The following is a 13,643-nucleotide window of genomic DNA, read 5'->3' as shown; positions in this document are numbered from 1 at the left end:
CGGCGCCACGCGCCTGTCTGTCCTGTTGGAACCTGTCGAGTTGAGCGAACACACCGCGCCTGCCGAGGCCGCCCCGACCCAGCACACGCCCCTGATGCGGCAGTTCTTCGCCGCCAAGGCCGAGCACCCCGACGTGCTGCTGTTCTTCCGGATGGGCGATTTCTACGAACTGTTCTATGACGACGCGCGCAAGGCCGCGCGCCTGCTCGACATCACCCTGACCCAGCGCGGCAGCTCCGGCGGCGCGCCGATCCCGATGGCCGGCGTGCCGCATCACTCGGCCGAGGGGTACCTGGCACGGCTGGTGGCGCTGGGCGAGTCGGTGGCGATCTGCGAGCAAATCGGTGATCCGGCACAGGCCAAGGGGCTGGTCGAGCGCAAGGTGGTGCGCATCGTCACTCCGGGCACGGTCACCGACGAGGCCCTGCTCGACGAGCGCCGCGACACCCTGCTGCTGGCCCTGTCGCGCGGCGGCACTTCATCCAGAGGCAGCGGCTACGGGCTGGCCTGGGCGGATCTCGCCGGTGGCCGCTTCCTGGTCAACGAGGTCGCCAACGACGACCAGCTGGAAGCCGAGCTTGCACGCCTGGACCCGGCCGAGCTGCTGGTGCCCGACGAGGACGGCTGGCCCGCGTTCCTCGCCGAACGCCGTGGCCTGCGCCGCCGAGCGCCGTGGCTGTTCGATGCCGACAGCGGGCGTCGCCAGCTGCTGCGCTTCTTCGGCCTGCATGACCTCACCGGCTTCGGCATGGAAGACCGGCCGCTGGCCACTGCCGCCGCGGGCGCGCTGCTGGGTTATGTCGAGGAGACCCAGAAGCAGCGGCTGCCGCACCTGACCTCGATCGCGGTCGAGACCAGTGACGGCGCGATCGCGATGAATGCCGCGACCCGTCGCCACCTCGAACTCGACAGCCGTGTCGACGGCGACGCGCGGCATACCCTGCTGGGCGTGCTGGACACGTCGGTGACGCCGATGGGCGGGCGCCTGCTCAGGCGCTGGCTGCATCGGCCGCTGCGCGACCGCGGCGTGCTCGACCAGCGCCTGCATGCGGTCGACACCCTGATCACGCGCGGCGCCGACACCGACATCCGCGAGCGCTTCCGCGCACTGGGTGACCTGGAACGCATCCTGTCACGCATCGCGCTGCGCTCGGCGCGACCGCGCGACCTGTCCACGCTGCGCGATGGCCTGGCGATGTTGCCGGGGCTGCGCGGCCTGCTGGCGGCCCTCGACTCGCCTCGGCTGCAGGCGCTGGCTGCGGCGATGGGCGAACACGATGCCGAGGCGCATCTGCTGTCGAGCGCGGTGGTCGAGCAGCCGCCGGTCCTCGCGCGCGATGGCGGCGTGTTCGCCGACGGCTACGACGCCGAACTCGACGAGCTGCGCGCACTGTCGGCCAATGCCGACGGTTTCCTGGTCGACCTCGAGGCGCGTGAGCGCGAGGCCAGCGGGATCCCCACGCTGAAGCTCGGCTACAACCGCGTGCACGGCTACTACATCGAGATCAGCAAGGCGCAGGCGGCGAAGGCGCCGGTGCACTACACGCGGCGGCAGACGCTGACCAACGCCGAGCGCTACATCACCGAGGAACTGAAGGCCTTCGAGGACAAGGTGCTGTCGGCGCGCGAACGCGCACTGGCCCGCGAACGGCTGCTGTACGAGCAGTTGCTGGATGCCCTCAACGCGCGCCTGGAACCGCTGCGGCAGTGCGCCGGCGCGCTCGCGGAACTCGACGTGCTGGCCTGTTTCGCCGAGCGCGCGCAGGCGCTGGACTGGTCACGCCCGGAACTCGAATCCGCGCCGTGCCTGAAGATCGAGCGCGGACGCCACCCGGTGGTGGAGGCGGTGCGCGACGAACCGTTCGAGCCCAACGACCTGGTGCTCGACCCCGACCGCCGCATGCTGGTGATCACCGGCCCCAACATGGGCGGCAAGAGCACCTACATGCGCCAGAACGCGCTGATCGTGCTGCTGGCGCATATCGGCAGCTTCGTGCCGGCGACGCGCGCGGTGATCGGCCCGATCGACCGCATCCTTACCCGCATCGGCGCCGGCGACGACCTCGCGCGCGGGCAGTCGACCTTCATGGTCGAGATGAGCGAGACCAGCTACATCCTCCACCACGCCACCGCGCAGTCGCTGGTGCTGATGGACGAGATCGGCCGCGGCACCTCCACCTACGACGGGCTGGCGCTGGCCGATGCGGTGGCGCGGCACCTGGCGGACGTCAACCGCAGCTACGTGCTGTTCGCGACCCATTATTTCGAGCTCACCACGCTGGCCGGCGAAGCCGGCAGCGGCATCGCCAACGTGCACCTGGATGCGGTCGAGCACGGCGACAGCCTGGTGTTCATGCATGCGGTCAAGGAAGGCGCCGCCAACCGCAGTTTCGGCCTGCAGGTGGCCGCGCTGGCCGGGTTGCCCAGGGCCACGCTGCAGCAGGCCAGGCGGCGACTGGCGGAACTCGAGCAGCGCAGTGGCGAGAGCCAGTCGGCAGCGATGTCGCCACCGGCGCTGGACGCGCCGCGGCAGTTCGGGCTGTTCTCGGCAGCGCCGTCCGCGGCGCTCGATGCACTGACGGCGCTGGACCCGGACGAGCTCACGCCGAAGCAGGCGCTGGAGGCGCTGTACCGGCTGAAGTCATTGGTGTGACACCCGCTTGGGGCCGGGGCAGTGTTGGTAAAGCCGGGCGACTTCCGGGAATGCGGCTACGGCGGCTACGGCGCGTAGCCGGCTGACGCATGGGCCTTCTTCGGCGCGCGGTCGTCTGGCGCCATTGCAGAGCTGTCGGACCATTGATGTGCCGTCGATCCCGGCAACCCCGGACGCTGGAGGATGCTGGAGGGACCGACGCCCTGTCGCAGCGACTTACCGGCGTGGTGGATCCACCAGCTCGCGGGCACGCGCTTCGCGTACCGCCGCCTCGCGTTCGCGCAGCAACGCCGCATCCCGGCGTGCATCGGCTTCGCGCAGCCGGGACGCCGCCAGCTCGGTCTCCCTCGCCTGCGGTGTGGCACCGAGCGTCTGCAGCCGCTGCTCGTGCTGGCGGTCGGACTCGATCACGCGGCGGCGGGTATCCAGCCGATCCTGTGCTTGCCGCACCCGCGGATCGGTCAGCGCCGGGCGCACATGGGCGGGCGGCGGCGGCGGCGTCTGCAGCCGGGTGCCCTCGACCTGGCGGGGCATCGGCTCGGGTGCACGTACCTGGGCGCCCGCTGACGACCAGGCGGTAACGCCCAGAAACAGGGTGGCTGCGACTCGGTGCAGGGCTCGGGAGGTATGGATGGACGCGGACATGTCTGCAGCCTACGCCCGTGCACATCGCCGGGGACTGAACCCGGACAGGGCGGTTCAGGGGCACTGCCATATGCGCCGGGTCGCGCACGGGACATGCCGACAGTGCGGCACGCCGCCGGCGCGGAACCCCGTGACCGACGCTGGCCACAGCACGCTCAGCTGGCGTCGATATCGCCCAGCGCGCGGATCAGCCGGCGCGCCCGCTTGTCGGGCCGGGTTTCCGGCGCGCTGTAGCCGGCGCGCTGTGCACGCAGCTCGGCGAGGCGGGCCTCGCGGGCCTGGCGCGAGGCCTCGGACTCGCTGTACAGCAGCCGCGCGACGCTGGCCGGGCCGCGGCTATCCGACAGCCCCATGACCTCGATCTCGAACGCTTCCTCGCCACGCTCGATGCGCAAGGCGTCGCCCACGCGGACCGCGCGCGAAGGCTTGGGCCGTTCGCCGCCGATGGCGACCTTGCCGTTCTCCACCGCCTGGCGGGCGACGCTGCGGGTCTTGAAAAAGCGCGCCGCCCACAGCCACAGGTCCAGCCGCACGCTGGTCTGGGCATCCGCCACTGCGGGCGCGGCGCTGGCTCGGGTCATCATCGGTCACGGGCTCCAGCGGGGCGGAGGTCAGGGGTCGCTGACGGGCCGACGGAAGTCCGGGGCCGGGACGGTCTCGCGACGCGTCGACCAGGTGGCGCCGGTTTCGCAGCGGCGGTGGTCCTCCATCGAGATGGAGCCATCGGCGAGGCGCTCGGCCTCGCCTGCCCGCACCGCCGCGCACTCTCGAAGGTCGGTGGCGCGGACGTGGCCATCGGCCAGCCGCGCGGTGTTCGCCGTGCAGGCGGCCAGCAGCAGGATGACCGGCACGGCCAGGCCCGTGCGAACGGCAGTGGTGGACATGATCCTCTCCGCAGAAACCCGGCAACGATTCTATGCCCGGGGAATGGGCGCCGCGTCATCGCCGCAAACGCAAACGGCCACCCGGAGGTGGCCGTCGTGCGCGCTTGCCGGACCGGTTTACTCGGTGGCGGCTGCAGCTGCTGCGGCTTCCGCCTTGGCAGCTTCCGCAGCCTGTGCGGCTGCGGCGAGGTCGGCGGCGGCCTTGGCATTCTTGGCCTTGGCGCCCGCGGACAGGTCTTCCCTGATGCGCGCCTTCTTGCCTTCCAGGCCACGCAGGTAGTACAGCTTGCCGGCGCGGACCTTGCCGCGGCGCTTCACTTCCAGCGATTCGATCGACGGGCTGTGCGACTGGAACACGCGCTCCACGCCGAAGCCGTGGGAGATCTTGCGCACGGTGAACGCCGAATTGAGGCCGGCGTTCTTGATGCCGATGACCACGCCCTCGTAGGCCTGCACGCGCTCACGGTTGCCTTCCTTGACCTTGACGTTGACGACGACGGTGTCGCCGGGGCCGAATTCGGGAAGGGTGCGCTGCGCCTGGTCTTTCTCGAAGTCCTGCAGCAGGGTGTTCAGGGAGGGCTTGGTGGTCATGTTCTTGGCCTGTTGGAGTCGTTGTAGGCGTGGTGCACGTGGACGCACGCTCTGGCGGGTAAAACTAGCCGGGCATTGTAACCGGATGCGGGCGGGCGATGCCAGCGCCGCTCAGGCGTCCGGTTCACCCGCCGCGACCCGGGCACGGTACTCCGCCAGCAGGCGCCGGTCGGCAGCCGACAGCCTGGTCTCGTCGAGCAGGTCCGGGCGGCGTTCCACGGTGCGGCCGAGCGCCTGCATCCGGCGCCAGCGGGCGATCGCGGCGTGGTTGCCGCCCATCAGCACCCCGGGCACGTCGCCCAGCGCATGCTGCGGCGGGCGGGTGTAGTGCGGGCAATCGAGCAGCACGCCGCCCTCGATCGTGGGGTCCGGCTCGAAGCTGTCCTGGACGGCCGACTCGGCGTCGTTGAGCACCCCTTCGCGCAGGCGCGCCACCGCGTCCACCAGCACCGCCGCCGGCAGTTCGCCGCCCGACAGCACGTAGTCGCCGATCGACAGCTCCTCGTCGATCTCGGCGGCGATCAGCCGCTCGTCCACGCCCTCGTAGCGTCCGCACAGCAGGATCATCCGCGGCAGCGCGGCCAGTTCGCGCACCCGCGCCTGGTCGAGCAGCCTGCCCTGCGGGCTCATGTAGACGACATGCGCGGGCTGCGGGTCGGCGTCGCGCGCGGCGGCGATCGCCGCACGCAGCGGATCGACCAGCATCACCATGCCCGGCCCACCGCCGAAGGGGCGGTCATCGACGCGGCGGTAGTTGCCCTCGGCGTAATCGCGCGGGTTCCAGCCGTGCATCGACAGCAGCCCGCGCTCGCGTGCACGGCCGACCACGCCGAAACCCGCACAGGCATCGACGAACTCGGGAAACAGGCTGATCACATCGATGCGCATGGATGGCGGGCCCGGGGCCGGATTGCAGACCGCGCACGATACCAAGGCGGTCCGGGGCGCCGCAGGCGATGCGGCTCGAAGCAGCCGAGGGGCTGCAGCCTCCGATCAGAAGTCCGGATCCCAGTCGACCAGGATGGTGCCGGCGTCCATGTCGATCCCGATGACGTAATCCGGCCGCACGAACGGAACCATTCGCTCGCGGGCATCGTCGCGCACCACCAGCACGTCGTTGGCGCCGGTGGAGAACACGAATGCCACCGTGCCGAAATCGACGCCCTCGACATTGCGCACGCGCATGCCCTCGAGGTCGACCCAGTAGAACTCGTCCGCGCTGGGCGGCGGCAGCGCGCTGCGCGGCACCCAGATCTCGGTGCCGCGCATGGCGTCGGCACCCTCGCGATCCTCGACGCCGGGCAACGTGGCGACCACGCCCTTCGGGCCGGGACGGCCACGCGCACCTTCCACCACCCGCTCGCGGCCCTGCGCATCACGCAGGGTCCAGGGCTGGTAGCGGAAGAGCTCGGTCTCGGGATCGGTGAACGATTCCACGCGCAGCTCGCCACGCACGCCGAAGGCGCCGTGGATCCTGCCCAGCAGGATGCGACGGGTGGGATCGGTCATCGTTCGTACGAAAAAGGCCGCGCCCGGGGCGCGGCCGTCAGCTTCAGGCAGCGGCCGGCTGGGCCTTGCCCGCTTCCTTGTACAGCGCGCGGACCTTGTCGGTCATCTGCGCACCCTGCTTGACCCAATGGTCGACGCGGGCGGTGTCGAGCACGACACGCTGTTCGGCACCCTGTGCCACCGGGTTGTAGTAACCCACGCGTTCGATGTTGCGGCCGTCGCGGGCGCTGCGCGAGTCGGTGACGATGATGTGGTAGAACGGGCGCTTCTTGGCGCCGCCGCGGGTGAGACGGATCTTGACCATGGAGTTTCTCGGTGTTGCCCAGTCGCCAGGATGGCGCGGTAAGCCGGAAATTATAGCGAAGCCGTTCCGGCGACGGTAGGGGCCCCACCCTCCTTCGTGTCCAGAGGGTCCCAGAGGATCCGGACGTCCGCGGCGGCGGCCAGTGCCAGCAGCGCGGCCGGATCGCTCAGTTTGCGGCCATCGACCGACGCCAGTGGCTGCACGCCGCGAGAGTTGCAGCAGATGCCGGCCAGTCCCGGCAGCTCGTCCAGCGCCACCGCACGGACCTGCTGGGCGACCCCGGCCCGGCGGAATTCGCGCTGGAGCAGCTGCTCGCGGGTTCCGCGCAGGGCGGGGCCATCGGGCCAGATCACCATCCGGCCGTCCCACAGCGCGAGGTTCCAGAACGACCCCTCGCACACAAGGCCTCCCGCCGTCACGAACAGCGCATCGTCGCACCCGGCCACGCACGCGAGGCGGCGGTAGTGCAGCAGCGGGAACGTGCCGACGTGCTTCACCCCGGGTAGCTCGCGCACGTATACGAAGGACTTCAGCCGCAGGCCGTCGGCACCCGGGAGCGCCGGCGCGGCGAGGGATACCAGCACGACCGGGCCGGAGGCGTCGAGGTGGGAGCCGCCCGGGTGGATCGTCACCCGCAACGTGGCATCGGCGAGTCCACTGGCCGTGATTGCGGCAGCGCAGTCGGCGCGGACGCGCGCGGTATCCAGATCCCGCGAGAACAGTGTGCGGTGCGCGTCGGCGAGACGCTGCAGATGCAGCTCCAGCCCCTGCACCGCGCCACCACGGACCTGCATCGTGGTGAAGTGGCCATCGTTGACCAGTGCCGGATGCGCGAGATCGGCCGCGGTGGCCGGGTGGCCGTTGCGGAAGATCAGCATGGCATCCGCCCGGTCCGGAGCATGGAGCGGATGCCGCCGCGACTCAGCGGAACGGCATCCCGCCGCGCCCGCCCATCATGCCCTGCAGCCCGCGCATCATCCCCTTCATCCCGCCGCGGGCCATCTTCGACATCATCTTCTCCATCTGCTGGTACTGCTTGATCAGCTTGTTGACGTCGGAAGGATGGGTGCCGGAGCCGGCCGCGATGCGGGCGCGGCGCGAGCCGTTGAGCAGCGCCGGGTTGCGACGCTCCTTCCTGGTCATCGAGTTGATGATCGCGATCATCCGCGGCACTTCCTTGCCGGTGACCTGGTTCTTGACGGTGTCCGGGATCTGGCCCATGCCCGGCAACTTGTCCATCAGGCCGTGGATGCCGCCCATGCCCTGCATCTGCTCGAGCTGGTCGCGCATGTCGTTGAGGTCGAACTTCTTGCCCTTGGCGACCTTCTCGGCAAGCTTCTGCGCCTTGTCCTTGTCGACCTGGCTCTCGACCTGCTCGACCAGCGACAGCACATCGCCCATGTCGAGGATGCGGCTGGCGACGCGGTCCGGGTGGAAGACGTCGAGGCCGTCGGTCTTCTCGCCGGTGCCGATGAACTTGATCGGCCGCCCGGTGATGTAGCGCACCGAGAGCGCGGCACCGCCGCGGGCGTCGCCGTCGGTCTTGGTCAGCACCACGCCGGTCAGCGGCAGCGCTTCGGAGAACGCCTTGGCGGTGGTCGCGGCGTCCTGGCCGGTCATGGAGTCGACGACGAACAGCGTTTCGACCGGGTTGACCGCGGCATGCAGCGCCTTGATCTCGGCCATCATCGCCTCGTCGATGGCGAGGCGGCCGGCGGTATCGACCAGCAGCACGTCGACATAGGACCTGCGGGCGTCGTCGATCGCCGCACGCACGATGTCGACCGGTTGCTGCGAGGCATCGGACGGGAAGAACGTCACCCCCACCTGGTCGGCCAGGGTCTTCAGCTGCTCGATCGCGGCCGGGCGGTAGACGTCCGCGCTGACCACCATCACCTTCTTCCTGCGCTTTTCCTTCAGCAGCTTCGCAAGCTTGCCGACCGTGGTGGTCTTGCCCGCGCCCTGCAGGCCGGCCATCAGGATCACCGCCGGCGCCGGCACGTTGAGGTTGAGCTCGGTCGCCTGCGCGCCCATCACCGTGGTGAGTTCGTCGCGCACGACCTTGATCAGTGCCTGGCCGGGCGTCAGCGACTTCAGCACTTCCTGGCCGACCGCGCGCACCTTGATGCGCTCGATCAGGGCCTGCACCACCGGCAGGGCGACGTCGGCCTCCAGCAGCGCGATCCGTACCTCGCGGGTGGCTTCGCGGATGTTCTCCTCGGTCAGCCGCCCGCGGCCGCGCAGGCGCTCCATGGTGCCGGACAGGCGCTGGGTGAGGGACTCGAACATGCAGGTTCCGCGCTTGGAAGAGAGGGCCGCAGATTATACCCGCGACCTCCGCAACGCCCCGGAACAGGCCGGGAAACACCGTACGACGCGCCGGTGCGTATGCGACACTTCCGCGATGACAATCGTTCTCATCGCGGCCCTGCTCTACCTCGTCGCAACCGGCATGCTGGTGCGAACGCTGGCGCGCGAATCGGCGGCAACCGGCGCGGCCTGGGCAGCGCCCGCGGTGATCGCCACCATCCTGCACGGCATCGCACACCTGCTGGCCTGGCGCGACCTGGGCGGCGCCGACCTGCACTTCTTCTCGGCGCTGTCGCTGGTGGGTCTCGGCATGGCCGTGGCCACCCTGCTGTTCGGGCTCCGCGGCCGCACGGCGGCATTGGGGGTGGTGGTGTTTCCGCTGGCGACGGCGTCACTTCTGGTCTATGCCCTTACCGGGCACCACGATCCGGAAGGTCTGGACTGGCGCCTGCAGCTGCATGCGGGCTTCGCGCTGCTGGCCTATGCCACGCTCGCCATCGCCGCGTTGCTTGCGCTGATGCTGGGGGCGCAGGAACGCGCGTTGCGACGGCGCGAGTTCCACCGCTGGCTGCGGGCGCTGCCGCCGCTGACCGAGCTGGAAACCCTGCTGTTCCGCACCATCACGGTCGGCTTCGTGCTGCTGACCGCCACCCTGCTGACCGGGGTGCTGTTCGTGCATGACTTTTTCGCCCAGCACCTGATCCACAAATCGGTGCTGAGCGTGCTGTCGTGGCTGGTGTTCGGCGCGCTGCTGTTCGGGCGCTGGCGGTACGGCTGGCGCGGACCGCCGGCCGTGCGCTGGACGCTGGCCGCGATGGTGCTGCTGGTGCTGGCGTTCTTCGGCAGCAAGTTCGTGCTGGAACTGGTGCTGCAACGTCCGCGCTGAGCCTGCCGCAACCGCTACAGCGCGTCGATCGCGTCGGCCAGCCGTTCGACGGCGATCACCTCGAGTCCCTTCACCGATCCCGACTTCGGCGCATTTGCCTTCGGCACGATCGCGCGGCGGAAGCCGTGGGTGGCCGCCTCGCGCAGGCGTTCCTCGCCATTGGGCACCGGGCGGATCTCCCCCGACAGACCTACCTCGCCGAAGGCGATGGTCTTCTCCGGCAATGGCGTGTCGCGCAGGCTCGACAGCACCGCCAGCAGCACCGGCAGGTCGGCCGCGGTTTCCTGCACGCGGATGCCGCCCACCACGTTGACGAACACGTCCTGGTCGCCGACCAGCACCCCACCGTGCCGGTGCAGCACCGCCAGCAGCATCGCCAGCCGGTTGCCTTCCAGGCCGACCGCCACGCGCCGTGGATTGGACAGCGGCGAGCTGTCGACCAGCGCCTGCACCTCCACCAGCAGCGGCCGCGTGCCCTCGCGGGTCACCATCACGCAGCTACCGGGTTGGCGGGTGCTGCCGCCCGACAGGAAGATCGCCGACGGATTCGGCACTTCCTTCAGGCCCTTGTCGCCCATGGCGAACACGCCGAGCTCGTTGACCGCACCGAAGCGGTTCTTGAACGCGCGCAGCACGCGGAAGCGGCTGCCGCTCTCGCCCTCGAAATACAGCACTGCATCGACCATGTGCTCGAGCACGCGCGGGCCGGCGATGCCGCCTTCCTTGGTGACGTGGCCGACCAGGAACACCGCGGTGCCGGTCTCCTTGGCATAGCGCACCAGCCGTGCGGCGGACTCGCGCACCTGGCTCACCGAGCCCGGCGCCGCGGTCAGCGATTCGGTCCACAGCGTCTGCACCGAGTCGGCAACGATCAGCTTCGGCCGCATGGCCGCGGCGTGCTCGAGGATGGTTTCCACGCCGGTTTCCGCCAGCGCCTGCAGCCCGTCGAGGGGCAGGTCCAGGCGGGCTGCGCGCCCGGCCACCTGGCCCAGCGATTCCTCGCCGGTGACGTACAGCGCCGGCAGCGTCGCCGCCATCCGCGCCACCGCCTGCAACAACAGGGTGGACTTGCCGATACCCGGGTCCCCACCGACCAGCACCACCGCGCCCTCGACCATGCCGCCCCCGAGCACGCGGTCGAGTTCGCCGATACCGGTCGACACCCGCGCGTCCTCCATATGGCGCACATCCTTGAGCGCGGTGACCTTCGGCGCCTCGACCGCACCGGCCCAGCCGGCGCGTCGGGTCGTGCCACCGCTGGCCGCCGCCTTTGCTGCAGGCTCGATCACGAACTCCGACAGGGTGTTCCATGCGCCGCAGCCGGCGCACTGGCCCTGCCACTTGCCGTGGTCGGTGCCGCACTCGGCACAGACATAGGCGGTACGCGCGCGACCGGCCTTGGCCGTGGCTGGAGCTTTCGACATTGCCGGAGGATCCGCGAAAAGGATCGACAGGGTAGCGGGCGCCCGTCGCGCAGGGCGAGACCCGCGCAACGCAGGCACGCGGCGGCACCCGGCCCGCTATGCTCGCGGCGAGCTCCGGACGATGGAACCCGTATGGACACAAGGGCACTGCTGTTGTCCGCGCTGCTGTCGCTCTCCGGGGCCGCGGCCGGCCGTCCGCCGCCGCATGGGCATATCGAGTTCCTGTGGGAAGCACGCGACCCCGCCACGCAGGTGCGACCGGTGGCACTGGGCCTGATCCTGCAGCCGGACCGCCCGCACCAGCTGTGCTGGAAATCCTCGAGGTTCCCGGAAGCCGATGTGACCGTGCGGCTGCTGGCGGAGCGCGATGGGACTACGGTGACGCTGGTGGAGGAGACGGTGGCCGCGTCTGCGCTGATCGTGCGCTGCCATCCATTCGAACCCGCGCGCCATGGCCTGTCCGCCGGCGAACACGAAGTGGTGCTGACCTATGACGGTGTCGAGATCGCCCGCGACCCCGTCGAGATCGCGGCCGACCTCGCCAGTGCGGGTTTCCATCGCCGCGACGCGGTGTTCGTGCAGGGGCGCACCAATTACCCCGCCGGTGTCGCACCCAAGGACTATCGCGGCCACTTCCTGTGGACGCTGACCTTCGGCGCCGACGGCCGGGTGATCGACGTTGAGACCGTCGAGGCCGAAGGAATCGCGGCGTTGATGCGCGAGGCCGGCGACCAGGCGGCGCGGCTGTACCGGATCGGCGCTGCCGACGACGACGCGGCCGCGCCGGTGCGTTTCCGGCTGCGCTACGACCTGTCTCCCTGAGCCGATCCGACCGTCAGGCCGCCGCGGCCACGGCGCCGGCACCCGGCTGCATGCGCAGTGGCGTGGGCGGCGGCGCAAGTTCACCCGGCAGCAGCAATGCCACGAAATCCTCATCCGACAGCACGCTGTAGCCGCAGGCATCGATATCGCGGCACACGCCGCGCCAGCCCGGCAGCCGCGCCGCCTCGCCGACCTGCTGCATCCAGCCGTGCACCACCCCGCCCAGCGCAGTCATGGCGTCCTCCGGCAACGGGCTGCCCGCCGGGGCGACCACGTACCCGTCGACGTCGCGGGTGATGTAGATATCGATGCAGCTGTGGTCCATGGTGCGCCGGCCGGGTCTGGTGGGGAGCCGGAAGTCTGGTACGCGCACTGCGTAGAACCGGTGAAACGCCGATGGCTGTGCGATGACAGCGGCCGCAAAACGACGACGCCCCGCTTTCGCGGGGCGTCTGGACCCTGGTGCCGGAAATAGGAATCGAACCTACGACCTACGCATTACGAATGCGCCGCTCTACCAACTGAGCTATTCCGGCGGGGCCGCAGATTCTAGGGGCAGCGGGGGGCGCGGTCAAAGGCCCTCACTCCACCAGCTGCAGCCGCAACTCCTTGGGCAGCGCGAACACCATGTTCTCGGGCTCGCCATCGAGCTCGGCGACCGTGCCCGCGCCGAGGATGCGCAGGCGCGCGATCACGCCTTCCACCAGCACGTCGGGGGCGGAGGCACCGGCGGTCACGCCGATGCGCTGGCGGCCGGCAATCCAGGCCGGGTCGATCTCGTCGGCGCCGTCGATCAGGTAAGCCTCCACGCCATCGCGCTCGGCAAGCTCGCGCAGGCGGTTGGAGTTGGAACTGTTCGGCGAACCCACCACCAGCACCAGGTCGCAGCGGCGCGCAAGGTCACGCACCGCATCCTGGCGGTTCTGCGTGGCGTAGCAGATGTCGTCGTTCTTCGGGCCCTGCAGCGCCGGGAAGCGGGCGCGCAGCGCGGCGATGACGTTGCGGGTATCGTCCACCGACAGCGTGGTCTGCGTGGTGTAGGCAAGGTTTTCCGGCTGGGCGACCTCCAGCCTGGCCACATCGGCCTCGTCCTCGACCAGATAGATATGGCCGTTGCCGCCTTCGCGGCTCCACTGCCCCATCGTGCCTTCGACTTCCGGATGGCCGGCATGGCCGATCAGCACCACGTCGCGGCCCGCGCGGCAGTGGCGCGCGACTTCCAGATGCACCTTGGTCACCAGCGGGCAGGTCGCATCGAACACCTTGAGGCCACGGCGGTCGGCTTCCGCACGCACCGCCTGCGACACGCCGTGGGCGCTGAAGATCACCGTGTTGCCGTCGGGCACCTCGTCGAGTTCCTCGACGAAGATCGCCCCGCGCGCACGCAGGTCCTCGACCACGTAACGGTTGTGGACCACCTCGTGGCGCACGTAGATCGGCGCGCCCAGGGTCTCGATGGCGCGCTTGACGATCTCGATCGCACGGTCGACGCCCGCGCAGAAGCCACGGGGATTGGCGAGGATGATTTCCATAGAGACCGGATTCTAGCGGAGCCGCGCGCGGTCAGCCTGAAGCGCAGTCGCCACGCCCGCTCCCGCCCGGCACGATCGCCCCT

At 70.1% G+C, this 13,643-nt stretch carries 15 protein-coding genes and 1 tRNA gene; 3 read left to right on the top strand and 13 right to left on the bottom strand.

What is annotated here, in order from left to right:
- Positions 1–94: 94 nt before the first annotated feature.
- A complete protein-coding gene (gene mutS / locus ERL55_RS05140) occupies positions 95–2,653 on the top strand; it encodes a DNA mismatch repair protein MutS (RefSeq protein ID WP_129137218.1) in 2,559 nt (852 codons plus the stop codon).
- A 216-nt stretch (positions 2,654–2,869) separates the two neighbouring features.
- On the opposite strand, the gene ERL55_RS05135 is transcribed toward mutS, so the two are convergent.
- The 9 genes from ERL55_RS05135 to ffh all read right to left on the bottom strand — a co-directional run bounded on the left by ERL55_RS05135 (position 2,870) and on the right by ffh (position 8,875).
- Entirely contained in the window at positions 2,870–3,298 is a 429-nt protein-coding gene (locus ERL55_RS05135) for a hypothetical protein (RefSeq protein WP_206733369.1), read from the bottom strand.
- A gap of 155 nt (positions 3,299–3,453) precedes the next feature.
- Positions 3,454–3,882 (bottom strand): RNA-binding S4 domain-containing protein, encoded by a 429-nt coding sequence (locus ERL55_RS05130; RefSeq protein WP_241685847.1) that lies wholly within the window; start codon positions 3,880–3,882, stop codon positions 3,454–3,456.
- A 27-nt stretch (positions 3,883–3,909) separates the two neighbouring features.
- On the bottom strand, positions 3,910–4,182 hold the full coding sequence (locus ERL55_RS05125; protein WP_129135471.1) for a hypothetical protein: 273 nt from the start codon (positions 4,180–4,182) through the stop codon (positions 3,910–3,912).
- Positions 4,183–4,299: 117 nt separating this feature from the next.
- Positions 4,300–4,773, bottom strand: a complete 474-nt coding sequence (rplS, locus tag ERL55_RS05120; protein ID WP_129135470.1) for a 50S ribosomal protein L19 — start codon at positions 4,771–4,773, stop codon at positions 4,300–4,302.
- 111 nt (positions 4,774–4,884) lie between these two features.
- Positions 4,885–5,661 carry a tRNA (guanosine(37)-N1)-methyltransferase TrmD gene (gene trmD, locus ERL55_RS05115; protein ID WP_129135469.1) on the bottom strand — a complete coding sequence of 259 codons (777 nt, stop codon included), beginning with the start codon at positions 5,659–5,661 and terminating at the stop codon, positions 4,885–4,887.
- A gap of 105 nt (positions 5,662–5,766) precedes the next feature.
- A complete protein-coding gene (rimM, locus tag ERL55_RS05110) occupies positions 5,767–6,282 on the bottom strand; it encodes a ribosome maturation factor RimM (RefSeq protein ID WP_129135468.1) in 516 nt (171 codons plus the stop codon).
- 43 nt (positions 6,283–6,325) lie between these two features.
- Complete coding sequence (gene rpsP, locus ERL55_RS05105) at positions 6,326–6,586, bottom strand: 30S ribosomal protein S16 (RefSeq protein ID WP_129135467.1); 261 nt, start codon at positions 6,584–6,586, stop codon at positions 6,326–6,328.
- Positions 6,587–6,636: 50 nt separating this feature from the next.
- A complete protein-coding gene (locus ERL55_RS05100; protein WP_129135466.1) occupies positions 6,637–7,464 on the bottom strand; it encodes an aminotransferase class IV in 828 nt (275 codons plus the stop codon).
- Between the two features lie 43 nt (positions 7,465–7,507).
- On the bottom strand, positions 7,508–8,875 hold the full coding sequence (gene ffh / locus ERL55_RS05095) for a signal recognition particle protein (RefSeq protein ID WP_129135465.1): 1,368 nt from the start codon (positions 8,873–8,875) through the stop codon (positions 7,508–7,510).
- Between the two features lie 115 nt (positions 8,876–8,990).
- Here ffh and ccsA point away from each other — a divergent pair, with 115 nt between their 5' ends.
- Positions 8,991–9,782: a cytochrome c biogenesis protein CcsA gene (ccsA, locus tag ERL55_RS05090; protein ID WP_129135464.1), complete on the top strand. Its 792-nt coding sequence runs from the start codon at positions 8,991–8,993 to the stop codon at positions 9,780–9,782.
- A gap of 14 nt (positions 9,783–9,796) precedes the next feature.
- Here the strand turns inward: ccsA and radA are convergent, their stop codons facing one another.
- The gene (gene radA, locus ERL55_RS05085) at positions 9,797–11,206 is read right to left on the bottom strand and encodes a DNA repair protein RadA (RefSeq protein ID WP_129135463.1); all 1,410 of its coding nucleotides are present in this window, start codon (positions 11,204–11,206) and stop codon (positions 9,797–9,799) included.
- A 132-nt stretch (positions 11,207–11,338) separates the two neighbouring features.
- Here radA and ERL55_RS05080 point away from each other — a divergent pair, with 132 nt between their 5' ends.
- The gene (locus ERL55_RS05080; protein ID WP_129135462.1) at positions 11,339–12,028 is read left to right on the top strand and encodes a hypothetical protein; all 690 of its coding nucleotides are present in this window, start codon (positions 11,339–11,341) and stop codon (positions 12,026–12,028) included.
- 13 nt (positions 12,029–12,041) lie between these two features.
- On the opposite strand, the gene ERL55_RS05075 is transcribed toward ERL55_RS05080, so the two are convergent.
- The 3 genes from ERL55_RS05075 to ispH form a co-directional block, all read right to left on the bottom strand.
- Positions 12,042–12,353: a hypothetical protein gene (locus tag ERL55_RS05075; RefSeq protein WP_129135461.1), complete on the bottom strand. Its 312-nt coding sequence runs from the start codon at positions 12,351–12,353 to the stop codon at positions 12,042–12,044.
- Between the two features lie 135 nt (positions 12,354–12,488).
- A tRNA-Thr gene (locus ERL55_RS05070) sits at positions 12,489–12,564 on the bottom strand.
- A gap of 45 nt (positions 12,565–12,609) precedes the next feature.
- Positions 12,610–13,560, bottom strand: coding sequence for a 4-hydroxy-3-methylbut-2-enyl diphosphate reductase (gene ispH, locus ERL55_RS05065; protein WP_129135460.1), 951 nt, complete (start codon positions 13,558–13,560; stop codon positions 12,610–12,612).
- Positions 13,561–13,643 lie beyond the last annotated feature (83 nt).

The sequence above is a fragment of the Luteimonas sp. YGD11-2 genome, from assembly GCF_004118975.1.
Lineage (GTDB): Bacteria > Pseudomonadota > Gammaproteobacteria > Xanthomonadales > Xanthomonadaceae > Luteimonas > Luteimonas muca.
The sequence above is the reverse complement of the archived record's forward strand: the minus strand, read 5'-3'. Positions and strand labels throughout refer to the sequence as shown.